At 70.3% G+C, this 22,441-nt stretch carries 19 protein-coding genes; 12 read left to right on the plus strand and 7 right to left on the minus strand.

Annotated elements, in window-relative coordinates; genetic code table 11:
- Positions 1-153: 153 nt before the first annotated feature.
- Positions 154-369, minus strand: a complete 216-nt coding sequence (locus tag NF556_RS00485; RefSeq protein ID WP_252593550.1) for a hypothetical protein — start codon at positions 367-369, stop codon at positions 154-156.
- Here NF556_RS00485 and NF556_RS00490 point away from each other — a divergent pair.
- Positions 368-913: a hypothetical protein gene (locus NF556_RS00490; RefSeq protein ID WP_252593551.1), complete on the plus strand. Its 546-nt coding sequence runs from the start codon at positions 368-370 to the stop codon at positions 911-913. The two genes, NF556_RS00485 and NF556_RS00490, sit on opposite strands and share 2 nt — an antisense overlap.
- Positions 914-923: 10 nt before the next feature.
- Here the strand turns inward: NF556_RS00490 and NF556_RS00495 are convergent, their stop codons facing one another.
- Positions 924-1,388: an SRPBCC family protein gene (locus NF556_RS00495; RefSeq protein WP_252593552.1), complete on the minus strand. Its 465-nt coding sequence runs from the start codon at positions 1,386-1,388 to the stop codon at positions 924-926.
- Positions 1,389-1,479: 91 nt separating this feature from the next.
- Here NF556_RS00495 and NF556_RS00500 point away from each other — a divergent pair, with 91 nt between their 5' ends.
- Positions 1,480-1,989, plus strand: a complete 510-nt coding sequence (locus tag NF556_RS00500) for a MaoC family dehydratase (protein ID WP_252593553.1) — start codon at positions 1,480-1,482, stop codon at positions 1,987-1,989.
- Positions 1,990-2,006: 17 nt separating this feature from the next.
- Here NF556_RS00500 and NF556_RS00505 read toward each other — a convergent pair whose 3' ends face one another.
- A complete protein-coding gene (locus NF556_RS00505; RefSeq protein ID WP_252593554.1) occupies positions 2,007-2,726 on the minus strand; it encodes a DinB family protein in 720 nt (239 codons plus the stop codon).
- A 246-nt stretch (positions 2,727-2,972) separates the two neighbouring features.
- Here NF556_RS00505 and NF556_RS00510 point away from each other — a divergent pair, with 246 nt between their 5' ends.
- Entirely contained in the window at positions 2,973-5,816 is a 2,844-nt protein-coding gene (locus NF556_RS00510) for an ATP-binding protein (protein WP_252593555.1), read from the plus strand.
- Positions 5,817-5,826: 10 nt separating this feature from the next.
- On the opposite strand, the gene NF556_RS00515 is transcribed toward NF556_RS00510, so the two are convergent.
- Entirely contained in the window at positions 5,827-6,750 is a 924-nt protein-coding gene (locus NF556_RS00515; RefSeq protein ID WP_252593556.1) for an exodeoxyribonuclease III, read from the minus strand.
- 73 nt (positions 6,751-6,823) lie between these two features.
- Here NF556_RS00515 and NF556_RS00520 point away from each other — a divergent pair, with 73 nt between their 5' ends.
- From NF556_RS00520 to NF556_RS00530, 3 genes are read left to right on the plus strand one after another with little or no spacing between them, the layout of a single operon-like run.
- Positions 6,824-7,276, plus strand: coding sequence for a hypothetical protein (locus tag NF556_RS00520; RefSeq protein WP_252593557.1), 453 nt, complete (start codon positions 6,824-6,826; stop codon positions 7,274-7,276).
- Positions 7,277-7,301: 25 nt separating this feature from the next.
- Entirely contained in the window at positions 7,302-7,709 is a 408-nt protein-coding gene (locus tag NF556_RS00525) for a RidA family protein (protein ID WP_252593558.1), read from the plus strand.
- 13 nt (positions 7,710-7,722) lie between these two features.
- Positions 7,723-8,295 carry a GNAT family N-acetyltransferase gene (locus NF556_RS00530; protein ID WP_252593559.1) on the plus strand — a complete coding sequence of 191 codons (573 nt, stop codon included), beginning with the start codon at positions 7,723-7,725 and terminating at the stop codon, positions 8,293-8,295.
- A gap of 6 nt (positions 8,296-8,301) precedes the next feature.
- On the opposite strand, the gene NF556_RS00535 is transcribed toward NF556_RS00530, so the two are convergent.
- A complete protein-coding gene (locus NF556_RS00535; protein ID WP_252593560.1) occupies positions 8,302-9,090 on the minus strand; it encodes a fructosamine kinase family protein in 789 nt (262 codons plus the stop codon).
- 93 nt (positions 9,091-9,183) lie between these two features.
- On the opposite strand from NF556_RS00535, the gene NF556_RS00540 reads away from it, so the two are divergent.
- Complete coding sequence (locus tag NF556_RS00540; RefSeq protein WP_252593561.1) at positions 9,184-9,690, plus strand: low molecular weight protein-tyrosine-phosphatase; 507 nt, start codon at positions 9,184-9,186, stop codon at positions 9,688-9,690.
- Positions 9,691-9,704: 14 nt separating this feature from the next.
- On the opposite strand, the gene surE is transcribed toward NF556_RS00540, so the two are convergent.
- Together surE and NF556_RS00550 are read right to left on the minus strand one after the other, a co-directional pair.
- A complete protein-coding gene (surE, locus tag NF556_RS00545) occupies positions 9,705-10,544 on the minus strand; it encodes a 5'/3'-nucleotidase SurE (RefSeq protein ID WP_252593562.1) in 840 nt (279 codons plus the stop codon).
- A gap of 44 nt (positions 10,545-10,588) precedes the next feature.
- The gene (locus NF556_RS00550; RefSeq protein WP_252593563.1) at positions 10,589-11,575 is read right to left on the minus strand and encodes a 1-phosphofructokinase family hexose kinase; all 987 of its coding nucleotides are present in this window, start codon (positions 11,573-11,575) and stop codon (positions 10,589-10,591) included.
- Between the two features lie 224 nt (positions 11,576-11,799).
- Between NF556_RS00550 and NF556_RS00555 the strand changes: the two genes are divergently transcribed.
- The 5 genes from NF556_RS00555 to NF556_RS00575 all read left to right on the plus strand — a co-directional run bounded on the left by NF556_RS00555 (position 11,800) and on the right by NF556_RS00575 (position 22,414).
- Positions 11,800-15,456: a hypothetical protein gene (locus NF556_RS00555; RefSeq protein WP_252593564.1), complete on the plus strand. Its 3,657-nt coding sequence runs from the start codon at positions 11,800-11,802 to the stop codon at positions 15,454-15,456.
- Between the two features lie 49 nt (positions 15,457-15,505).
- On the plus strand, positions 15,506-20,230 hold the full coding sequence (locus tag NF556_RS00560; protein WP_252593565.1) for a hypothetical protein: 4,725 nt from the start codon (positions 15,506-15,508) through the stop codon (positions 20,228-20,230).
- Positions 20,231-20,374: 144 nt separating this feature from the next.
- Positions 20,375-20,932, plus strand: a complete 558-nt coding sequence (locus tag NF556_RS00565; protein WP_252593566.1) for a TetR/AcrR family transcriptional regulator — start codon at positions 20,375-20,377, stop codon at positions 20,930-20,932.
- 10 nt (positions 20,933-20,942) lie between these two features.
- Positions 20,943-21,650, plus strand: coding sequence for an ABC transporter ATP-binding protein (locus NF556_RS00570; protein ID WP_252593567.1), 708 nt, complete (start codon positions 20,943-20,945; stop codon positions 21,648-21,650).
- A complete protein-coding gene (locus NF556_RS00575; RefSeq protein ID WP_252593568.1) occupies positions 21,647-22,414 on the plus strand; it encodes an ABC transporter permease in 768 nt (255 codons plus the stop codon). Before NF556_RS00570 ends, NF556_RS00575 begins: the two co-directional genes overlap by 4 nt.
- The last annotated feature ends 27 nt before the right edge of the window (positions 22,415-22,441 follow it).

A 22,441-nucleotide genomic window follows, 5' to 3' on the forward strand; every position in this document is an offset into this window, starting at 1 on the left:
TGGAACAGTATCCCGGTCGTCCGATCGCTCCGGGTGCCTGGCATTCCGTACCGGCTGATCGAGTCTCCGCAGTGTGAGGGGCAAGGGTGAATCGTGACATCGACCGGGCAGGCACACTGGGCTGATGCGATGGACGGAGCTGGGCCGGTGACGTCACAGGACCCGGTGGGAGGGGCCGCGCAGTGGGCCACGAATGTGCAGCCCGGGACTCCGGTGCGGTGGAAGCAGTTTGAGCTCGCCGCCTGGCAGGGGAATCGCGGAGTCCTGAGGGCCATGGAGCCAGGCAAACACCGCATCTCCCCAGCTCTGGTTGGCCTTCGGGTTGGTGATCGTGCTCAGCGCCCCGATCTTCGGGTCAGCTCTCCTCATGGGCAGTCGGTTCGGCATAGTCCCCGTCGACCGGCCCGACAGGCTGCCGTGGGCGAGCCTGATCTTCCTGATCGGTGACCTGCTGCTGGTCCCCCTGGCGATCAAGGTGATGTTCTCGTCTGCTCCCTCCTGCGGCAGCAGAGGGCTGGGGTTGTATGCGCTGGTGCTGGGAGGTGTGACCGCCGCGCTCGGGTATGGCGCTGGCCGAGACCCGGATGTCGACCGACCCTGGCTGTTGCTGGCTCCGATCATCGCGACGGCCCTAGCAGGTCTCGTCCTCCTCATCGCCAGTCGCGAGGGTCCGCGCCCGAGCCGGGCCGAGAAGCTCTCCACCCAGGATCGTGCTGCCGCCAGTCGGCGGGCCACCATCTCGTCGGCGGTTGACCAGGTCCCCATGGACGAACGCCGAGCGGTCGAGGAGGACCTGCGCCTCGGCATACGGGATCTGCAGACCCGGGGCGTGATCTCGGCGGAGGATGCACAGCGGGCCCTCGACGCGCCCCTCGGTGGGCTGTCTCACCACATGGCTCAGCGGGGCAACTGACCCCGGCGATTCAGTCCGCGCTGCCCTCCGCGCGGAGAGCGAGCCGACTCAGTGACGCCTCGAGCGACTCAACGGTGGTCGCCCGTGCGCGGGCCAGGCGGTTCTCGTCCGTGAGGTTGCTCCAGTCGTAGGTGTGCGTCACCGACGTGCGGGAGGCGTCGATGGGCTCTAGCTCCCAACGCCACACGTGTCCTGCCGGCTCCTCGCCGGGACTGGCTGGCAGCCAGGCGATGAGGCGACCCTCCTCGAACTCCACGACGTGATTCTCACGGTCCTTGCCGTTGGTCAGACTCATGACGAACATGTCACCGGCGGCGTGCACTCGTTGCCCGGGGGCAGCGTGCGCCAGGTTGTCGTTGCCATCCCAGGTCGGCTGTTGAGCTGGGTCGGCGATGAGGTCGAAGATCGCCGTTGCGCTGGCCGCGACCTCGCGCCGAGCGGACACCACGTGCTGTTCCTCAGTGGGCTGTGTCATGCCTGCATCCAAGCACCCGCTGTTGGCGGCCGGTGGCGCTTGTCCGTGGGCCTCTCGGCGGCCGGCAGGATTGATCAGTCACGATGGACCCATGACGACTGATCCGTGGAGCACGACCAAGTCCCTGCGCGAGGACTTCGAGACGCCTCGCTCTGACCGTTGGTTCGAGGACTACACGGTGGGGGACGTGCGCGAATACGGCTCGATCGCGCTGAGCGAGGAGGAGATCGTCGAGTTCGCGCTCACCTATGACCCCCAGCGCATGCACATCGACCCGCAGTGGGCTGCCACCGGACCGTTCAACGGATTGATCGCCAGCGGCATCCAGACCATCGGGGTCTTCATGCGGCTCTATGCCGATCACTACCTGACCACGAGTGGGTCGCTCGCGTCACCCGGGGCTGATGAGGTGCGGTGGACCAAGCCGGTCCGTCCGGGCGATGCGCTGCGGCTGCGGGCCGAGACCCTCGAGACGAGGCTGTCGCGCTCCAAGCCCGACCGCGGGCTGATCGTCACGAAGTGCGAGCTGCTCAACCAGCACGACGAGGTCGTGCTGTCGCAGACCGTGATGAATCTCGTGGCGGTGCGCCCAACGGCCTGAGCCCTGAGCTCACCGGGTCACGACTCCACCCTGGCCAGCAGGTCGAGATCCCGCACACAGAAACCGTGGTGGGCCCACTCCTCGTTGAGCACCACCTGCAGGCACTCCAGGACGGACTTGCCCACGGCATACGGCGGCCATCCGGGTCCCTCGGGCACGGGGGCCGGAGCCACGAGGTCCTCGGTCGTCACCGTCTCCAGCCAGCGTGCCAACTCGGTGCCCTGCTCCTCGCGCACCGCCAGCACCTCGGCGAGCTCGGGGGCCGCGTCCGGGTCCAGGCCCTGCCGCTGCTGGTCAGGCACAAACTCGGGGCCAAGGCCCATCGGCGTGAACAGCGCGGTCGAGCCCAGGCAGCAGCGCCGGAACCACGAGTCGTGCACGAACACGAGGTGGCGCAGGGTCTGGGTCATCGACCACTCACTGTTGACGCTCTCGTGCTCTGTCCCGGCTGGCATCTCACGCAGCCGGTCCACGGTGATGGCCCACTGCGCCCGCAACTGCTGATGGGCCATCCGCAGATCGGCCGGGTCGCCGGAGCGCATCAGCAGCCGCACTGGGTGACGCCGGTCGAGCTCGGCCTCGACATAGCCGGACACCTCGACACCGTTGATCACCACATTGCGGATCAGTCCGTCGATCTCCACGTCCTGCATCACCACCCCGACGAAGCGAGCCCGGGTCAGGTCGCACTCGCGGAACTCGGCATCGGTGAGGTCATCATCGTTGAAGGTCGTCATGTCGCCCAGCATCCTCCGTGGCACTGACAGGGGGGACCGGCACGTCGCGGTATGCCGCGTGGCCCGGCCTGCGGGCGGGCCCAGCCGGGCGAGGTGCTCGGCCGGCCCGCCGCGGTCGGGACGATGAAATCTGCCTCGCACCTCGGCATACCCGCCGCTAGCATGATGTGTCGTGCTCTCCCGTCGGGAGATGCTCCGGGTGGGGAGGATCCGTCCCGGCCCGGTGATCCGTCGGTGGGAGGCGCGGTGGCGGCGAGAGACCAGCGCACGCCCGACACGGGCCCGCGGCCCACGATCTCCTTCGGTGTCCTGGGGCCGCTGTCGCTGCTGGCGGCCGACGGCGCCGACATCACGCCCACCGGCTCGGTGCAGCGGCTGCTGCTGGCCACCCTGCTGACTCGGGCCAACCGCCCGGTGACGGTCGACACCCTCCTTGAGGTCCTCTGGCCCGACGACACGTCCGGCCGGGGGCGCGACAAGCTGCACCTCACCGTGCACCGCGTGCGGGCCCTGCTGGCCAGCCCGGACCGCATCGCCCTCACCGCAGCGGGCTATCAGATCAGGGTCGAGGATGGCGAGCTCGACCTGGCGAGGTTCGACGCGCTGGCCTCGAGACTCCTCGTCGACGATCCGCCACCAGCAGAGGCCGCGACCCTCGCGCTGGAGGCGCTCTCCCTGTGGCGGGGCGAGACGGCCTTCGAGGGTGTCGAGCACATCGCGACCGCACCCGAGGCAGAGCGGTGCGCCGCCCGGCGCCGCTGGTTCCACGAGGTGTGGTGCGGGGCCGAGCTCGCTCGGGGTCGCCACGGAGCAGTCCTGCCAGAGCTGGAGGCCCTCGCTGCGGCCCACCCGCTGCACGAACAGTTCCAGGTGCTGCTGATGCGCGCGCTGCAGGCCGACGGACGCAGGGGGGACGCCCTGGCGGTGTATCGGCGCACCCGGGTCGCTCTGCGGGACGAGCTCGGTGTGGATCCTGGCGTCGAGCTGGAGCAGCAGATGGCCCAGGTCCATGCCGGGACAGGACCTGCAGCCGTCGATGACAGAGGACGCTCACCGGCCGAACTGCCACCGGCGCCGACCGGTCTGACGGATCGTGAGGGTGAGCTCGACGCCATCGACGCGACACTGTCCGGCCAGGCCCGGACGTGTGTGGTCACGGGCATGCCGGGTGTCGGCAAGACGGCCCTCGTCCTGGCGTGGTCACACGCGAGGCGTGATGACTATCCCGACGGTCAACTGTTCGTGGACCTGCGCGGTTTCGGCGACGGGCCACCGACCAGTCCGGCGGAAGCCCTGGCAACCTGTCTGAAGTCGCTCGGTCTGCCTCCCTCCCGTCTGCCCGAGGGAGTGGAGGATCGGGCGAGCCTGTTCCGCAGTGTCGTCTCGGAGCGCCGGGTGCTGGTGGTGCTGGACAACGCGGTCTCCGCCGAGCAGGTCCGCCCCCTGTTGCCCGCAGGCTCGCACTGCACGGTGCTGGTGACGAGCCGCGAGATGCTGCAGGGGCTCGGCGCCCGCGACGGGGCGGGGTCGGTCCGCCTGGCGCCGTTGTCCGAGACCGGCTCCACCGTGCTGCTGCGCGAGCTGATCGGGCCGCGAGCAGCAGCTGACGAGGCCAGTGTTGTCGCTCTCGCGCGACTGTGCGGGCACCTGCCGCTGGCTCTGCGGATCGCCGCGCTGCAGGTGGAGCTCCGGTCTCACCAGGGCCTGCCCGAGCTCGTCGCTGAGATGGTCGACGACCAGCACCGCCTCGATCTCCTGGACGTCGGCGATGGGGAGACTGACATCCGGGCTGTGTTGGCCTGGTCGTGTCAGGAGCTCCCCGAGGAGACCGCCCGCGTCTTTCGTGCCCTGGGGATGATGCCCGGCCGCGACGCCGACGAGGAGACGCTCGCCGCCTGGCGTGGCCAGGAGCCGCGCGCACAGCGCCGACACCTCGACGCGCTGGTCCGCGCACACCTGCTGGAGCGTGATGAGACGGGACGACTGCGACAGCACGAGCTCGTGCGGGCGTATGCCGCGGAGCAGGGACGGCTCGCCTGCGAGTCCGGGGAGGTTGAGGCTGCGCACGCTCGGGTGCTGGACTTCTATGCCCGCAAGTCCGCGGCGGTGGGTGACCCGCTCGAGCTGGACACTGCCTGGTCCTGGTTCGAGCAGGAGTGGGGCAACGTGCTGCTGGCCGTTGACACCGCTGATGCCTCGGCAGCGGACTCGGTGTTGGCGCTGGCTCGGGCCTTCGGCGCCTTCCTGCGAGTCAGTGGGCAGCACGAGGCTGGCCTGCGACTGCACGCTCGCCAGCTCGAATTGGCGCGAGAGACGGGTGACCTGCGGGCGGAGCATGCCGCGCGGCTGTCCCTGGGGAACCTCAGGATGCGACTCGGTGACCAGGTGGGGGCCGAGTCCGACTATCGCGCAGCGCTGGCACACACGGACCGGGTCGGCGACCCGCTCCTACGGGCAGCGTCGCTCACGAACCTCGGCGGACTCCTGACGGACACGGGCGATCTGGAGCAGGCGGAGGCCGCCCTGTCAGAGGCGGTCGAGATCTTTGGCCACCACGACGACGCCCGCGGGGTCAGCGTCGGTCTGAGCCGGTTGGGTGACTGCAAACTGCTCGTCCACGATCCGGGCGGGGCGGCTGATCACTTCGAGGAGGCCCTGCGGATCTGTGACGAGTCGGGGGTGGAGATCGTGCGCAGCGAGGCGTGCGTGGGTCTGGCCCACGCGGCCATCGCGCAGGGTGACCTCTCGCGAGCCGAGCGGTGGGCACAACAGGCCATCGCGCTCATGGAGCGGCACCCGGGGTCGGAGGACGAGCCGCTCGCGCTGGGCGTCCTGGCCGCAGTCCGCCTGGCCCAGGATCGTCGCCCGGAGGCGGAGGACCTGGTCGGCCGGGCGCTGGAGCGGGCCCACCGACTCGGGGCCATCGACGTCACGATGTGGGTGCTGCGCGGCTATCTGGTCGCGGCGCCACTGGGGGTGGAGGCGTTGCGGCAGGAGGCGATCGAGTTCGCCCGCAAGCACGGCTTCCGGGGCATCGCGGCCGAGTTGGACAGCGCGGAGGCGATCCCGGTCCCGGGGGGACCCAGGTGACGGGGCGGGCTCAGCTCCCGAAGTCGTAGTCCACCACCACCGGCGAGTGGTCCGACAGCCGCACACCGTGGTGCTCTCGGTCGACTACCGCAGCGACTGCCGTGCGCGCGAGCCGCGGCGTGGCCAGGTGGTAGTCGATGCGCCAGCCGGCATCGCGTGCGTACGCCTGCCCGAGCCAGGACCACCAGGTGTAGGGCCCCTCGGTCTCCGGATGCACCGCACGGACCACGTCGACCAGGGTGCGTGGGGACAGCTGGGCGTCGAGCCATTCCCGCTCCTCGGGCAGGAAGCCCTCCGCCCGCTGACTGCGCCGCCAGGCGGCGACATCCAGCCTGGTGTGGGCGACGTTGAGATCGCCCATCAGCAGGAACTCTCGACCCCGCGCCGCCGCTGCCCGCCGGGTCCGCGAGAGCTGTCGGGCGAAGGCCGCCATGAACCGCATCTTGCGCTCATAGCGCGCGCCACCATCGGGTTCCTCGCGCATCCTGCCGGGCTTTTGCAGGTGAGCGGGCAGTCCGCCCTTGGGCAGATAGAGGCTGGCGACGGTGATCGGCGCCTCCGCCAGGTCCACCTCGACATAGCGACCCTCATGGGCGTGCCGGCCCAGACCGCGCGCGAGCGGGACCTCGTCCGGCGCCGGCTCGGTGTGCAGGTGGTCCTCCCCCAGTGCCCGCACCAGCACCTCGGCGTCCCACGTGCGCACCGCCACCGGCCGTTCGCGGGTGAGCACCGCGACGCCGTTGCGGCCCGCGAGCTGCCCCGGCTCGTAGGACACGTGAAAGTCCCCAAAAGCGCTCTCCGGCAACTTATCCAGCGGAGCCCGCACCTCCTGCAGTGCGACCACGTCGCAGCCGCGGGTCGCCAGCCAGTCACCGAAGCCGCGGCGGTGGCCGGCCCGGATGCCGTTGATGTTGAGGGATGCGATGCGCAGCACCCCGCGAGGGTATGCCGTGACTCACCCTGGTCCCGGCCGCGGGCCGGGCGGGGCGAGTGTGAGGATGGTTGGCGTGAGCGAGATCAGCGGTGAGATCACTAGCCACCTGGCGGCCCTCGGGGCCGGGACGCGAGACCGCGTGGTCTTCGCGATCCTCACCAGGAACCCGCACTTCATCGAGGATGAGGCCGTCACGGACGCCGATGGGGTGGTCCGGATCGACATCACCAACGTCGTGGAGGGGCTCCTGCTGCGGTTCCGGGACGGCGCGCTCGAGCGCGTGCGCACGACGATCCGCCGCGAGGGTGACTACTTTCCGTTCCCGCGGCCCGCGGAGCTCATCACCGGCCTCGACCTGTCCACGGCCACGCGTGAGGACCTGGGCAGGGTGCTGGGCGCCCCGCTCGCGGAGACCTCTGACGACGCGGGTTCCGTGGACGAGGTCCGGCATGCGGTGGACGGTGGCATCCTGACCGCGACCTTCGAGGCCGACGAGCTCGTCAGCGTCACGGTCACGCTCGGCTGAAACCGTCGCCTGTGACAATGGTGCCATGCCGAGCTCTGTCCAGTTGATCCGCTCCCCCAACCTGTCCAGCGTTGCCGAATACGCCTACGCCGCAACCGCGCCCAAGGACGCGCGGTTGATCTTCCTCGCCGGCGCCTGCCCGTTGCAGGAGGACGGCACGATCGCGCCGGTCGATGATTTCGCCGGCCAGGCTGCGGTCTGTCTCGCGAACATGCAGGAGGCGCTGGCAGCCGCTGGTGCCACCATCCAGGACGTGATCAGCACCCGAGTCCTGGTGGCGTCATCGCGGCAGGAGGACCTGGTCACCGCCTGGCAGGTGGTGCGTGACACGTTCGGCGACCATGACGTCCCGAGCACCCTGCTGGGGGTCACGGTCCTGGGCTACACCGGCCAACTCGTGGAGATCGAAGCGGTCGCGGCCGTTGTCGACTGAGCGGCCCGCCGTTATGAACGAGCCTGCCCAGATCTCGACACCACCGGAGGTCACGCTGCGTGCCATCCGATCGAGCGAGTGGCGCCAGGCACGTGATCTGCGGTTGCGTGCGCTCCAGGATGAGGATGCGGGGATCGCGTTCTTCGCCACCCACGACGAAGCGGTCGCCCGGACGGACGATCAATGGCGCCGCATTGCTGAGGAGGCCGCCATCGATGCCGGGCCGCGCCCGACCGTGCGCCAGTTCGTGGCCATTGATCCGGCCGGTCACTGGGTTGGCACGGTGACAGTGCGCCTCGCGCAGAGGGGTTCACCCGACTTCGGTGGTGGTCTGGTCGCTGCGGACCAGGGCATGCTCCTGGCGGTCTGGATCGATCCTCTGCTCCGCGGGCGCGGCCTGCTGACTGACCTGATCGACCTGGCAGCATCCTGGGTCACCGAGCAGGACGCTCACACCCTCGGGTTGTGGGTGCACGAGGACAACGCTCGCGCTCGACGTGCCTATGCAGCAGCAGGATTCGAGCCGACAGGGCGCCGAGTTGTCGACCGCATCGGGCCGGAGATCGAGCTGTCCCGACAGCTCTGAGGAAACTCAACGGGAGGCGAGCCGCAGGGCCTCCGCCGACTGGGCGGCATACCCTCCGCCGAACAGGATCGCGTGCACCAGCAGCGGCACCGCCTGATAGACCGCCACGCGCTGTGCCCACCCGTCCGCGAGTGGCGACGCCTCGGCATACGCGGCAAACGCCCCCTCACCGAAGCCGCCGAAGAGCCGCATCATCGCCAGGTCGACCTCGCGGTGCCCATAGTGCGCGCACGGATCGATCAGCCAACTCTGCCCCTCGCCGTCGACCAGTCGGTTGCCAGCCCAGAGGTCACCGTGCACGAGCGTCGGCTGCTCCTGCGGGCCGAGGTGCTCTGGCCTGATCTGCTCAGCGAGAGTCACCGCGCCGGGGTCGAGACGGCCGGCGTCAGCTGCCTCCCGGGCCAGCGGCACGAGGCGCCGCTGCACCCAGGACTCGTGCCACGTCTCGGAGGGCGTGAGGTCGATGGGACACGCACCGAGGTATGCCGTGGGCTCACCGTCCACGGCCCCCCACCGTGCGCCGGTGGTCCCGTGGAGTGCGGCGAGCTCCCGGCCGAAGCGCTCCTCGGTGTCGGTGCGGTCGGTGCGGCCAGCCCCGCCCTGCTCGATCCAGCTGAGCGCGAGACTGCGGTGATCGACGGCAAGCACCTCCGGCACCCGCGCACCTGCCGCCGCGAGCGCTCGCAGCCCGACTGCCTCCCGGTCGAAGAACAAGGGAGGCGCGTCGTCGAGCTCCTTGACGAAGGCGTCCCAACCTTCTGTCGTCGTGCGTGAGGTCGTGCCGGTGATGGCCATGTCACCATGCTCGCGGTTGCGGGCAGGGAGCACCAGCGGGGCGCTCCGGTGGCGTGATTCGGGTCGGCGCGAGGACCCTGACAGACTCGTGGCATGCACATCATGACCGTCTGTCTGGGCAACATCTGCCGCTCCCCCGCCGCTGAGGCGGTGCTCATCCGCAAGCTCGAGCAGGCCGGCGTGGACGACGTCACGGTGTCCTCCGCCGGCACGGCGGACTATCACGTGGGCACGGGACCGCACGAGCTCTCGGTCGAGGAGGGTGAGGGGCGCGGATATGCCTTCACCACAGTTGCGGCGCAGTTCGTGGCCGACGACTTCGAGGCGGCCGACCTGATCCTCGCGATGGACAGCAGCAACGAGGACAACATCCTCGCCCTGGTCCGACGCCCCGAGGACGCGGCCAAGGTGGTGCGCCTCGGTGCCTTCGCCAGTGATGCCACCGACGGGGTGCGCGACATCCCCGACCCGTGGGGGCTACCGCGCGACGCCTACACCCGGATGTATGACCAGATCGAGGACGCCGTCGACGGGCTCGTCTCCACGATCCAGGACGGCAACGTCGAGGAGATCGTCTCAGCACAGCACGCCCTGCGCTGACCGGCGAACACGCCTCAGGCGTCCGTCGGCTCCGGCCCGGAGGACATGGTCCGACCCCGGCTGACCGCCACGGCCTCCCCCTCGTGATCGGCTGCGGCGGTGGTGAACTCGGGTGGTGCCGGGTCGGATGGGTCGTGGGCCGGTGGCCGCAGGAGTGAGGCCGTGGCCCAGCCATGCTCCAGCAGGTAGGCGTCGGTGCCCGGCTCGTGCTCCGCCTCGATCTCCTCATAGGTGATCTGCACCCAGCCCTCGCCGCGCTCCTTCACCGCGGCCTGCACGGCCCCAAAATCTGCGAGCCGGGCCGAGCGCAGACCGCGCAGGCGATCCTGGCTGATGTCGGGCACGTTGACGTTTAGCACCCGACCACTGGGGAGGTTCTCGGTCAACCACTCCAGGGCCACTCGGCATACGTCCTCTGCCGTGTCCCAGTGCACGGGATCTGCCGACGCCATCGACACCGCGAGCGCCGGGATGCCCTGGGTGACGGCGGAAAGAGCCGCACCGACGGTGCCCGAGTGCAGGGTCGCGTGGCCGGTGTTGGCACCAAGGTTGATGCCGGACAGCAGCAGATCGGGGCGGTCACCGAAGGCGCCATAACTGGCCGCGAAGGCGATCAGGGCCGGGGCAGCCCGGACGCCGAAGGCCTCCACACCCGACACCAGGCCCGGCGGTGTGCCGGGCACCAGCTCGAGTCGTCCGTCGCTCTGCTGCCCGATCAGCGAGGCCGAGGCGCCGGAGTATTCCTGGGCCGGAGCAGCGACCACCACGTCGTGACCGGCGGCGTGCGCGACGTTGGCCAGCACCGCCAGCCCTGGTGAGTCGATGCCGTCGTCATTGGTGATCAGCACCCGCATCAGTTCACGTCCTCTCAGTCCACGTGCTCTCAGGCCAGTTTCGCTCAGTCCAACTCCTCGATCTGGACCTGGTCGGAGAACCGCTCGATCTGTTCCCGGCGGCCCGTGCCGAGCCCGCGGCGGGTGATGTTCAGGGTGCCTGCTGCTGCGCCGAGGCGGACCGCCTCCAGGACGGACAGTCCGCGAGCTAGGCCCACCGCGATGCCCGCCGTCATCGAGTCGCCCGCACCACGGTGGTCGACCGAGGAGAGCGACGGTGTGTGCACCAGCCAGGCACTGGCGTCGTGGACCACCAGGGCCGGCTGGTCCGCACGGGAGACGACCACCGTCCCGACACCCTGCTCGACCAGGCGCTGCCCGGCCACGCGCAGCGCCGACACCGTGTCCTCCTCGGCCAACCCCGCGGCGATCACCTCGTCGTGCGCCATCTTGAGCACCGCGGGTCCCTGCTCGATCACCCTCAGCGCGGCCTCGCCGGAGAGGTCAGCGACCACCGTGACTCCCCCGACGAGCAGGTCGTGCGTCAACCGCCCGAAGAACTCGGCGGCCAGCACGTCGGCCGGTTGAGCGCCGGTCAGCACACAGACGTCCGCCTCGGTCCCAGTGACCAGGGCCGCCCCAAACAGTTCGTCGGTCTCGTGTCGCCGCAGTGGGGCGGCCGGCATGCGGGCGATCTCCTCCCGCTCCCCGGAGCGCCGGTCGTGGACGAGCGCGGCGCTCCCCTCGGCGTAGTCGACCGCAATCACCTCCATGCCGTCGTCCCGGGCGATCTGTTGGAGGATGTCGCCGGTCTCACCGCCAAACGGGCCACAGACGCTCACCCGTGCGTCGAGTGCCCGCGCCATCGTGGCGACCCACAACCCCTGGCCGCCCCGGTGCACGTGGATCTCGGCGCGGTCGTCCGCACCACGCGCAGTGCCGTCCGCAGTGATGTCTGCAGCAATGTCTGCAGCAATGTCTTCTGGGCGCTCGATCTCGATCATGAGCATCGAGGTGGGGGCCACCACGCACAGCCACGGCTCCTGAGTCATGACCTCACAGTCGCAGAGGAGGACTGAGCCCGCACGCGGGCATCGCACGGGCGGTGGTCACGCGGCCGGTCGAGCGTTCTCCCAGCTTCTGGCGCGCTCGGTCGGGCTGGTGATGTGGGCACAACTACCCATTTCGCCACGACTCCTCTGGCGCTAGCGTCGAATGGTCGAGGTCGGATGACCCGTCAGGGGCCGTCACCTCGGCGTGTTCGAGGGAGGGTGGCATGCCACCAACGCGTCGCCGCAGTGTCGTCTCCGCCAGATTCCTGCGACCGGTCGATCTGGTCGACCTGCACGTCACCGCGGTCGGGGCGAGGTTGAAGACCACCAACCGGGGGACCACGCTCGTCGCAGACGGTGATCCGGGACACCTGATCATCACCTTCGCCTTCCAGCACCTCGGTGAGCAGGCCTACCCGCAGACGTTGGTCTCCCCCGCCCCGTCCGGCCTCGCCCGGCACCGCGCGGCCCAACCCTCGCGCCTGGTCTATGACCTGCCACCCACCTTTGAGATGGCGTGGAACGGCAAGGAGCTGCTCCACACCCTGCCGACGCTGCGCCTGCGGGTGGTGCCCCTGGCGACCCCTGGCCCGGACAGTTATCCCGAGGATGATTCACCCGCCAGCGGGCCCCGCGACTTCGTGCTCCCACCCTGGGTGATCACTCCCCCGGTGGTCGGCACGCTGCCGCTCCACGGGCGTCGACGCGTCGAGGCAGCGGTCGTCGATGCCGTGCAGTCCCGCCTCGTGCGCGGCCGGACCCGGCACGTCGGGCGAGGGGCCATCACCCGCGTCGGTGGACGCGGCCGTCTCGTCCCGGAGCCGATCCCGATCGGTCCGGTCCGGCCGAGACCGGGCCCGAAGCCCAGGCCCCGAGTGCCCGCCGCGGATGAGACAGCGTTGGAGGTGCCCTATCGGCTGATCGTCTCCCCGAGCGCAGAGCAGGGCGCCTTCGCGCACGAGGTCGCCCCGGTCGTCGCGCCGGGTGACGACGCCCGGGTGGAGCTCTGGGCCACCCGGCTCACCACGCGCCTGGAGGACGAGGACGCGGGCTTCCTCGGCCACACCGACGCCGGGGTCCATCGGGTCGTGCGCGCCGTGTGGTCCCCCGACCTCGAGTCGGACGACGCCGCCTCCAACACCGATGTCGCGCTGTTCTCGACCAACCCGATCGACCGGCGCAGTCTGGTCCGGCAGAGCGCCTCCACGCACGAGGGCGTCACACCGGTCCCGTTCCGGGTCACCACGCTCTCCCTGTCGGCCCTGGGCGCGTGGGTGGACTGGCGCGGTGCCTGGGACACCACGGCCTATGGCGCACCGCAGGGGTGGGCGGGGGACGTCACGGACGTCAGTTCCTACCGGCACGTGGCCCAGATGGGGCGCGACTCCTATGTCCGGCTCACCTATCCCGGCTTCCTGTTCCCGTTCGGGCACCGCTGTGAGTGGGTCAAGCTCACCGAGCGCACGGTGGACGAGGACACCCGCACGGCCTACCTGCGGCAGCGCTATTTCATCGTCCTGAAGGACACCACCCGCGCCTGGACCGAGCGGGACACCCCGCTGTCCCAGGTCACGCTCGAGCCGCTGGTCACCCCCGACCTCGACCCGATCCCGGCGGAGGCCGACCCGGGCGGTGACAACACCACCCCGGTGAGTCCGTTCTTCCCACGGCGGGGCAACGTCGACTTTCGCTGGGACATCCTCGGCATCGACCAGGCGGGCGACACGGTGACCCTGTCGGCACCGCTGCTCTTCGTGCCCGACGCGTGGGTCAAGACCCAGCGGGCGACCCAGACACCCACCGAGGTGGCCGCGGACGTCTCGGGTCAGTGGGCACCGCGGAGCACGATCGGGGCGGGCGGCCAACAGGTGTCGTATGCCGTGCCCGCCGCCTATGGCGACACCCAGCTGGAGACCAACACCCTGACCTGGGCCGGTCACCTCGACACCGCAGCGTTCACGTCGCGGCCCTTCCTGGAGCGCAGCAACGCGGTCGTGCCCTCCTTGCGCCACCTCGCCGGGCAGGCACCGGGCGTCGACCTGGAGTTTGCCACCGCCTTCCTCGCCGACGACCCGGGTGACGATGAGGAGCGCTCGGCCCGAGCCCCCGGCTTCGGCCCGGCCAACCCCTCGGGGCTCTTCCTGCGCCTCGCCAGTGCGCCGGTCTCGGTCGACTTCACCTCCGGCTCGGACCGGTCGGGCGGTTTCGTCACCCCCAACCTCAGCGTCAAGGCGCTGTCCCGCTCGCTCGGTGCCGTGGGTGACGACGGCACGACCGCCGGTGGCCTCCTGGACGGCCAGTTCGACCCGACGACCTTCCTCGGGGACGCCCTGCCCAAGCTGTTCGGCCTGTTCAGCCTGGTGGACCTGATCGAGGCCTTCACCGGGGAGGAGCTCGACCTGTCCGACGCACCCAGCTTCATCACCGACGCCCTGGACACGATCAGCATGATCGCCACGCAGGTGGAGCGGCTCAAGACGGCCATCGAGGACACCCGGCAACGACTCGAGGACGACCTGGCCGCAGCCGCCGAGATGCACCAGGGTGCGATCAGTGCGATCGAGGACGCCCAGGCCGAGCTCGAAGCGGTGGCCACCGACCTGCTCGACAAGCTGACCGCCCTCGGTGCCGCGCTCGCCCACCTGCTCGACGACCCTGCAGCCGCCGACCAGGCCGCTGACGCCGCAGCCGACCTCGCGGGATCCCTGGAGGGCCTGCGACCCGTCGTCAACCACCCGCGTCTGCCCGCGGCGGTCCGCTCCGAGCTGAGCAAGCCGCTGGAGGCCCTGATCAGCGCCCTTTCCGTGATGGAGGACGTGCTCGACGCGATCGACCAGTTCGTCGAGGGCATCCTCGACCCACCCGAGTCGGTCTCGGCCCGCTTCGAGTGGCGCCCACCCATCGGCAGCTGGCCCGGTGAGCCCCCGGACGCCGTCTTCCACGCCAAGGACCCCCACGGCTTCAGCCTCGCCGTCGAGGTCCGCGCCAGCACGAGCGGGCCACCCAGCGCAGACGTCAGCGCCGAGCTGCGCGACTTTGCCCTGGTGCTGCTGCCCGGCGAGCCGCTGATGGCGATGAACTTCTCGCGCATCGGCTTCCGGGTCGGGTCCAACACCAAGCCCGAGGTCGACGTCGTCTTCGGCGGGATGGAGTTCCTCGGCGCCCTCGGGTTCATCGAGACGCTGCGCCGGATGATCCCCTTCGACGGCTTCGCCGACCCGCCGTATGTGGATGTGTCACCTGCCGGTGTCACGGCCGGGTTCGACCTGGAGCTGCCCAACGTCAGCGTCGGTGTGTTCAGCCTGGAGAACATCAGCCTGGGCGCCGACGCCCGGGTCCCGTTCCTCGGTGACGCCGTCACCGTCGGCTTCAACTTCTGCTCCAAGGAGAGCCCGTTCCGCCTGACCGTCATGTGCATCGGAGGTGGCGGCTGGGTCGCGCTGCGGCTCTCGCCCATGGGCATGGTCTCCCTGGAGATGGGTCTGGAGGCCGCCGCCTCACTGTCCATCGACCTCGGCGTCGCCTCCGGGTCGGTCTCGATCGCGGTCGGGGTCTATCTGCGGTTGGAGGGGGACGGTGGCTCGCTCAGCGGCTACTTCCGGATCCGCGGCGAGGTCGACGTGCTCGGCATCATCTCGGCCTCGATCACCCTTGAGCTGTCCCTGACCTACGACTTCGCCACCGGCAAGATGATCGGCCGCGCGTCCATCGTCGTCGAGATCTCGGTGCTCTTCTTCTCCGCCTCCGTCGAGATCTCGGTCGAGCGCCAACTGGCCGGCTCCAAGGGCGACCCGGTCCTGGCCGACCTCATGCCACCTGACGCCGCCGGCCACAGCGACGCCTGGTCCGACTACTGCTCCGCCTTCGCGCCGACCGCCTAAAAGACCGAGCACCTGACACACCGAGCACCTGAGACACCGGGAGCCAGACATGAGCACCACCACCGTCCTCGCCACCGCCCTCCCCTACTCCCTGGCTGCCGACGCCCCCTTCCACTGCTCGGTCTTCTTCACCCACCGGCTGACACCCGACACCTCGCCGGAGTCCGCCCGCCCCACCCTGGCCCTCTTCCCCGACACCGTGACCTGGGTCAAGACCCTGCTCGGCGCCGAACTGGTGCTGGTCGCCGACACGGCACCGGACGGCATACCGGTGAAGATTGTCAGCAGCCCCGACCAGGGTGACTGGGACGCGGTCTTTCCGCCGAGCACCCCCGTCGTGGGTTTCGCCACGCCGCAGGTGACGGACCAGAAGTGGAAGACCTATCCGGCGCACGCGATCGAGAGTGACTCCCTGGCCACCACCATCGGCTCCACGGTCGTCTCGCCGTTGAGTCCGCCGACCGTGCAGAACAACCCGGTGGTCGACGGATTCCTCAACTCTTTCAGCGAGCACCAGGAGTCGGTGGCCGTCATCCGCAACCTGCTGGTGGAGGCCTATGCCGTGCGTGACCAGCGCAATCTGGCTCGCAAGGTGGCCGAGGCGACCGCGACCCTGGGCATGCGTGGGCAGGAGTTCGTCGCCGGCCTGCCGCTGCCCCGGGGCGGCTATGTCTCCGAGCCGAACCCGTGGACCAACCCCGTCGAGGTGCTGCTGGCCGACACCCAGGGCGAGCGGCACACCACCGCGCTCCTCGACCGGCTGATCGGCACCGAGCCGCAGGACGACCCGGCCGTGATGGCGCTGCGCCGCGCCCACGAGACGCGCCGGTTCTATCAGCGCGAGGAGCAGCCGTATGCCGAGGTGCCTGTCGAGGGGGCGAGCTCACCTCGACCGGAGGTGCCGGTGCAGGACTTCCACGCCCGCGCAGGATCGCTGGGCAGCACACCCGCGCTGCTGCGCACCCTCGGGCTCGCGGTGGACGTCCGGGTGGACAAGCCCGCGGACCGCCAGCTGCTGGCGAGGGCGAAGTGGGTGTCCGCCCGGCTCACCGGGGCCGAGGGGTCCGATGTCGTGCGGTTGGCCCCGCCGCGCACCCGCTGCGAGTCCGATGGCACGGACCACTGGCGGGCCGTGTCCTCCGACGTGTGGTCCGGTGGCGCCCTGCCGCTGGGGTCGCCGGACGACTACACCGTCCTCGATCTCGACCCGGACGCCTCCGGCCTGAAGCTCGAGCAGCACCTGCGCAACCTGCCCCGTGCCCTGGCCACCGAGCTCAACGGGGACCCCGTCAACGCCGCACCGGGTTCGCTGCGCTCGACCGGCTTCTCGATCGCCCAGGTCGACCGGGACCGAGCGCTGTTGGAGCAGGTGCAGCGCGCCGAGTCCTTCGAGGCGGTCGAGGACGACGGGGTGACGCCGGGCCCGGACCTGCTCTATGACGACGTCGTCCGGGGCATCCGGCTCGAGGTGTGGGACGACGACAGCGCCGCCTGGCACTCGGTGCACGAGCGCCTGGTCACCGTCACCGCGGGCGGCCGCTCGGTGCTCGAGGACGAGCCGGACACCGGGTTCCTGCAACTCACCGGGCTGACCCGGGTGGGCGAGGACCAGCCCTTCCACCTCCACGAGGTCTTCGTCGGCTGGGACGGGTGGAGCCTGTCGGCTCCCCGCCCCGGCGGGATCATCGTGCACAACGACGGGTCCCACGGCACAGACGCCACCGAGGTCGTCCTCCCCGAGCAGCCGGACAATCCGGACGCCTGGGTGCGCACGACCAGCCGGGTGGGGCCGGGCACCCTGCCGTGGCTGCGTTATGGCCGCCGCTACTCCTTCCGGGTGCGCGGCGTCGACCTGGCGGGCAACACGGTCCCGCGCCCGGCGGGCCTGCGTGTTTCGAGGGCTGAGATCAGCGCCGCCGGGGACCGGCTGGATCAGCTCCGGAGCACGTATGCCGAGCAGGAGCGAGCGGGTCTGCTCGGCTCGGTGCGGGACCAGCTGCTGGAGCGGATGCCTTCTGCTGCAGACGGTTCGGTCATCCGGGCGCTCGCCGAGGCCGCAGCCACGGAGGATGAGCAGACGTGGGAGCAGCTCGATGAGGTCTTCCGCGAGGCCTTCGTCGAGACGGGGCCGGTCACGCTGCCGGAACTTGCCGTCACGGGTGTCGAGGAGGTCGACGGTTTGCTGCGCTCGCGGGTGGTGGCGCGGGCCGCGCGGGAGCGGGAGGTCCGGGGCGCTGGTCTGCGCCGCGGCGTCACCGTCGCCCTCGGCGAGGTGCTGCGCCACTCGGAGACCTGGCGCCTGCGGCCACAGCTGGACCTGACGCCCGATGACTTCGCCCGGCTCGACGACACCCGCGACCCGATCAGACCGCCGGCTCCCACTGCTCCGGTGGTGACCACCCCGCGGCCCTTCCTGCGCTGGCATCCCGTGCCCCCGCCGAGCCTGGTGGCCCGCGCGCCCCTGGGCACCGGGGAGTCCCTGCAGCGCCTGGTGGTTCGCGATGACCAGCCTGCTGAGCGTCACGTCGCGCCGCCCAAGGGCACCCAGCTGGAGGCCGAGCAGCACGGCATGTTCGACAAGGCCACCGGCTCCTCCGACCCGGCGGTGCACGATGCCTGGCTGGCGATGGCGCTGAAGGAGCGCGGCACCTTCCTGGACGAGTTCATCCAGGATCTTGCCGACCCCAACGGGCAGGTGCAGCAGGAGGGGATTGCGCTGCACAGTCGCCCGGGCGCTGACCCCGACGCGGCGGTCACCCTGGCGGAGATCACCACGCAGCGGGACACCCCGCTCGGCGAGGGTCAGTATGTCGTTCACGACACCGACCAGCTGGTCCTGCCCTACCTCCCCGACGTGCTCGCTCACGGGGTGTCGTTGGTCTTCTATGACGCCGGCGCACCGCACACCCTCGCCGAGCCGCGCGTGCTCCAGACGGCACTGCTGCCGTATGCCGGCGGCTGGCCCAGCGTCGATCCGCTGCGGTTGGTCCTGGTGCCGGGTGCGGAGCTCGGGGCGCGTCAGGAAGGGTCCCGCGTCGAGGTGACTCTTCCCCCGGGCGAGCAGGTCCGGGTGGCGATGTCCTCTGCCCTGGATGAGGAGAAGCTGCAGGTCCTGGGCTTGTGGGCGACGCACGCCGCCTCGGCGGCGGGCACCGGCGCAGAGGCCGAGGCGGCCCGTGCCGTGCTGGCCCGGGCCGCGGCGAACGGCTGGTTCTGGTGGTTGACGCCGTCGCACGACCTGCGCCTGGTGCACGCCGTCCGCCGACCCGTGCACCCGCCGGAGCTGCCCGGGCTGCGGGTGCTGATCCGTCCGGCCGGGCTGACCGTCGCGGCTCTCGTGGGTGTTGTTGATGTGCACGGCCCGAGCACGGAGCGCATCGTGCTGGTGGCCTCCTGGAGCGAGTGGGTGGACGACCTGTCGGCGGACGGACCGACCCAGGTCAACCGTCAGGACGTCGTCATGACCTCGGCGGTGCAGCAGGACGAGCGCTTCGGGTTGCTCTATCTGATCGACGCCGTCCTCCCCGGTGAGGACGGCAACCCTCCCGTGGTGTCGCACCAGGCGATCCAGAACTTCCCGGACACCCACCACCGCGAGGTGAGTTACGCCGCCCGCGGCGTGACGCGCTATGCCGAGTTCTTCGACCCCGCAGAGCTGCCAGCCGCGGACGACCCGACGCTGAGTGGCCAGCCTCGTGAGCTGACCATCCAGAGCTCGGCCCGCCCCAGCGTGCCCGAGGTGAGCGGCGTCGTCCCGTTGTTGCTCTGGGAGCAGGAGACGGAGCCGGACCAACCGTTTGCGCTGCGCCGCACCCGCAGGTCCGGAGCCCGCGTGTGGCTGCACCGACCGTGGTTCTCCTCCGGTGACGGTGAGCTCCTGGCCGTGGTGCTGGGGACGGCGGAGCTGCCGCCCAGCCTGACCTCGCGCTGGGCCAAGGACCCCGTGCAGGTCACCGGCGTCCCGGCCAGCACCCCGGAGTTGCCGCTGGTGGCTGCCTCGGACCTGTTCGTGCAGTTCGCTGTTGGTGAGGTGTTCGAGCCCGCGCCGGGACGGCCGGTCACCGTGCCCGTCCAGAGCACCCTGGTCGATGCCGGCCGTGCGCCCGTGATGGTGCTCGGCTATCAGCCTGAGTTCCACCCCGGACGCAAGCAGTGGTTCGTGGACATCGCGATGGACCCCGGCGACTCCTTGTGGCCGTTCGTGCGGCTCGCCCTCGCGCGCTATCAACCGGACTCGCTGCCCGGCCACGACCTGTCCCCGGTGGCTCTCGCCGACTGGGTGCAGCCGCTGCCGGAGCGGATCGCCACCGCCAATCGGCGGACCGAGGAGACGGTGCGGATGACGGTGACCGGGCCGATCGGGATCACCCGGTTGCCGCGCCGTGGGGCGACCGTCGGCACTGGGGTCCCTGGCACTGGCACCGTTGCGGAGGGGAGCGGTCCGCTCGAGGCGGCAGACGGCATACTGCGTGCTTCTCGGGAGCTGTTCGTGACGATCCAGGAGGCCCCGGGTGCCGGCGGTGGCGACCTGGAGTGGACCGACCACGCCCGTGAGCGGCTGCTGCTCGTGGGCCTCGACGGGCTGCGCGCCACCTGGTCGGTCGAGGTGCCGCTCCCTGAGCCCGTCCCGATGGCCACGCCGGGTTCCTCAAAGCAGTTCCGGGTGCTGGTCGAGGAGATCGAATACTTCGATGCCGACCCGGATGAGGGACCCAAGGAGGGAGTGCCGGCGACCGCCCAGCGAGTGGTCTATGCAGACCACTTCCCGTTGTGAGTAGCCCGGGCACACCACGCGTGAGTAGCCCGGGCACTGCACGTGTGAGTAGCCCGGGCACAGCACGTCCCCCGCCCGAGGCCGGAAGCCGAGCACGGCAACCCCCTTCCCGATGCAAATGATGGTCACTAACATTGAGGAGTGATGGTTGACACCAGACGAGAGCGCACGCATGAGCGTCTCCTGACGTGTGCGCTTGCGTTGTTCGAGGCCCAGGGGTTTGAGTCGACCACGACGGCGCAGATTGCGGCGGCAGCCGGAGTCACGGAGATGACCTTCTTCCGCCACTTCGCCAGCAAGGCACGGGTCGTCACCACCGATCCGTATGACCCGATGATCGCGGACGGGATCGCCACCCAACCGCATGGCCTTCCACCGTTGGTCCGCGCCGCGCGCGGAGTGGGTCAGGCCCTTCGCACGATGTCGGAGCCGGAGACGGACCTGGTGCGTCGCCGGGTCCGAGTCATCGCTGCTTCGCCGGCGTTGCGTGCCAGCACTTTCCGCGGCCACGAGGCCACCGAGACGCGCATTCGGGATCAGCTCATCACGGACGGCGCGCCCGAGATGGAGGCCCACGTGGCCGCCGCAGCGCTCATGGCCGCGTTGACCGCGGCACTCTTCTTGTGGGCGCAGGACGACGAACTGCCCGTGCGCACCGCGGTTGAGGCGGCCCTCCTCACCCTGGCGGGTCCCGGTGCCTGACCGTCTCAGGGTGCGGGAGGCGACCCGAGTCTTCGGAGCAGACGCCGGCCTGTTCGGCCTGAGCCTGTCGCTCGCGGCCGGTGAGGTGCACGCGATCATCGGCCTCAACGGCGCCGGGAAGACGACGCTGATGCGTGCGGTCCTGGGGATGCTCGCTCTCACTGGCGGCACCGTCTCGATCGACGGCACGCCACTGGCACGAGTGCCGACCGTCACGTGGAGCCGGGTCGGACATCTCGTTGAGCATCTCTTCGCCTATCCCGAGCTCGACACCCGCACCAACCTGGAGGTGGCGGCGCGTCTCCACGGTGCCGACTCCTTGTCGATCCCCGGGATCGTCGACACGGCCATCAGCGAGCTCGGCCTCGTGCGATACGCCCAGGTGAGGGCGGCCCGCCTGTCCCAGGGGAACCGGAACCGCCTCGGCCTGGCCGCGGCTCTCCAGCACGATCCCTCGCTGATTGTCCTCGACGAACCGACCAACGCGCTTGACCCGGCTGGTGTCATCCTGCTGCGCGAGCTGCTGCTGCGTCGCGCGGAGGGCGGGGCCGGCGTCCTGGTGTCCAGCCACCATCTCGACGAGGTCGCCCGGTTCGCCGACCGCATCTCCGTTCTCAACCACGGCCAGATCATCGGCTCCCTCGCACCGGGAGAACACGACCTGGAGCGGGCGTTCTTCGACCTGGTGCACGCCGACGACGAACGGCGGGCACCATGACCTCCCTCGGGGCAGCACTGCACGTCGAGGCGCGCAAAGCACTCGCCGCCCGCGTCATGCGCACCTCCACGGCGCTGCTCGTCATCGGCATCGCCGTGCTCGCCGGGGCGCTCGTCGGCGCGGCATCGGCCGGGAACGAGCAGATCCTGGGCCAGCTCGGTCCATCGGCCGACGAGAGTGGGTGGCCGCTGTTGAGCGGCCTCACCGCGCAGATCACTGCGGTCGCGTCTGTGTTGGGTTTCGGCATCGGGCTCAGCTGGCTCTTCGGTCGCGAGTTCAGCGAGGGCACCATCACCGGCCTGTTCGCACTGCCCACCTCCCGGCCGACGATCGCGCTCGCCAAGCTGCTCATTTACCTCGGGTGGGTCGTTCTGGTCGCCGTGACGCTGACCCTTCTCGTCCTCGCCGCGGGATGGATCCTCGAGATGGGCACCCTCGACAGCACCGTGCTCGACCAACTCGGCCGCCAGTTCGTCCTCACCGTCCTCAGCGGACTGCTGGCCGTTCCCGCAGCCTGGGCGGCGACCCTCGGCCGCGGACTGCTGGCCGGCATCGCCACCACTCTCGGCGTGATCATCACCGCACAGGTCTGCGCCATCGCAGCGCCGGCGGTCGCTGGGTGGCTGCCTCTGTCCGCACCCGCGCTGTGGGCGATGCAACCCGATGTCAGCCACGGCTGGCACCTGGTGCCTGTCGCCGTCATCCCGATCGTTTTCGGCACGCTCACGGCCGTCGCGTGGAAGCGACTACAACTCGACCGATAACGAGGCACCGTGGACCTTCTGGGGTCG

Source organism: Ornithinimicrobium faecis (assembly GCF_023923225.1).
GTDB classification, from domain to species: domain Bacteria; phylum Actinomycetota; class Actinomycetes; order Actinomycetales; family Dermatophilaceae; genus Ornithinicoccus; species Ornithinicoccus faecis.

Excerpts from the sequence above, each read along its gene's own strand:
- NF556_RS00555 (WP_252593564.1), top strand. The coding sequence starts at position 11,800 with ATGCCACCAACGCGTCGCCGCAGTGTCGTCTCCGCCAGATTCCTGCGA.
- NF556_RS00565 (WP_252593566.1), top strand. The coding sequence starts at position 20,375 with ATGGTTGACACCAGACGAGAGCGCACGCATGAGCGTCTCCTGACGTGT.
- NF556_RS00505 (WP_252593554.1), bottom strand. The coding sequence starts at position 2,726 with ATGACGACCTTCAACGATGATGACCTCACCGATGCCGAGTTCCGCGAG.
- NF556_RS00550 (WP_252593563.1), bottom strand. The coding sequence starts at position 11,575 with ATGACTCAGGAGCCGTGGCTGTGCGTGGTGGCCCCCACCTCGATGCTC.
- surE (WP_252593562.1), bottom strand. The coding sequence starts at position 10,544 with ATGCGGGTGCTGATCACCAATGACGACGGCATCGACTCACCAGGGCTG.
- NF556_RS00500 (WP_252593553.1), top strand. The coding sequence starts at position 1,480 with ATGACGACTGATCCGTGGAGCACGACCAAGTCCCTGCGCGAGGACTTC.
- NF556_RS00535 (WP_252593560.1), bottom strand. The coding sequence starts at position 9,090 with ATGGCCATCACCGGCACGACCTCACGCACGACGACAGAAGGTTGGGAC.
- NF556_RS00560 (WP_252593565.1), top strand. The coding sequence starts at position 15,506 with ATGAGCACCACCACCGTCCTCGCCACCGCCCTCCCCTACTCCCTGGCT.
- NF556_RS00490 (WP_252593551.1), top strand. The coding sequence starts at position 368 with ATGGGCAGTCGGTTCGGCATAGTCCCCGTCGACCGGCCCGACAGGCTG.
- NF556_RS00530 (WP_252593559.1), top strand. The coding sequence starts at position 7,723 with ATGAACGAGCCTGCCCAGATCTCGACACCACCGGAGGTCACGCTGCGT.
- NF556_RS00525 (WP_252593558.1), top strand. The coding sequence starts at position 7,302 with ATGCCGAGCTCTGTCCAGTTGATCCGCTCCCCCAACCTGTCCAGCGTT.
- NF556_RS00495 (WP_252593552.1), bottom strand. The coding sequence starts at position 1,388 with ATGACACAGCCCACTGAGGAACAGCACGTGGTGTCCGCTCGGCGCGAG.
- NF556_RS00485 (WP_252593550.1), bottom strand. The coding sequence starts at position 369 with ATGAGGAGAGCTGACCCGAAGATCGGGGCGCTGAGCACGATCACCAAC.
- NF556_RS00540 (WP_252593561.1), top strand. The coding sequence starts at position 9,184 with ATGCACATCATGACCGTCTGTCTGGGCAACATCTGCCGCTCCCCCGCC.
- NF556_RS00575 (WP_252593568.1), top strand. The coding sequence starts at position 21,647 with ATGACCTCCCTCGGGGCAGCACTGCACGTCGAGGCGCGCAAAGCACTC.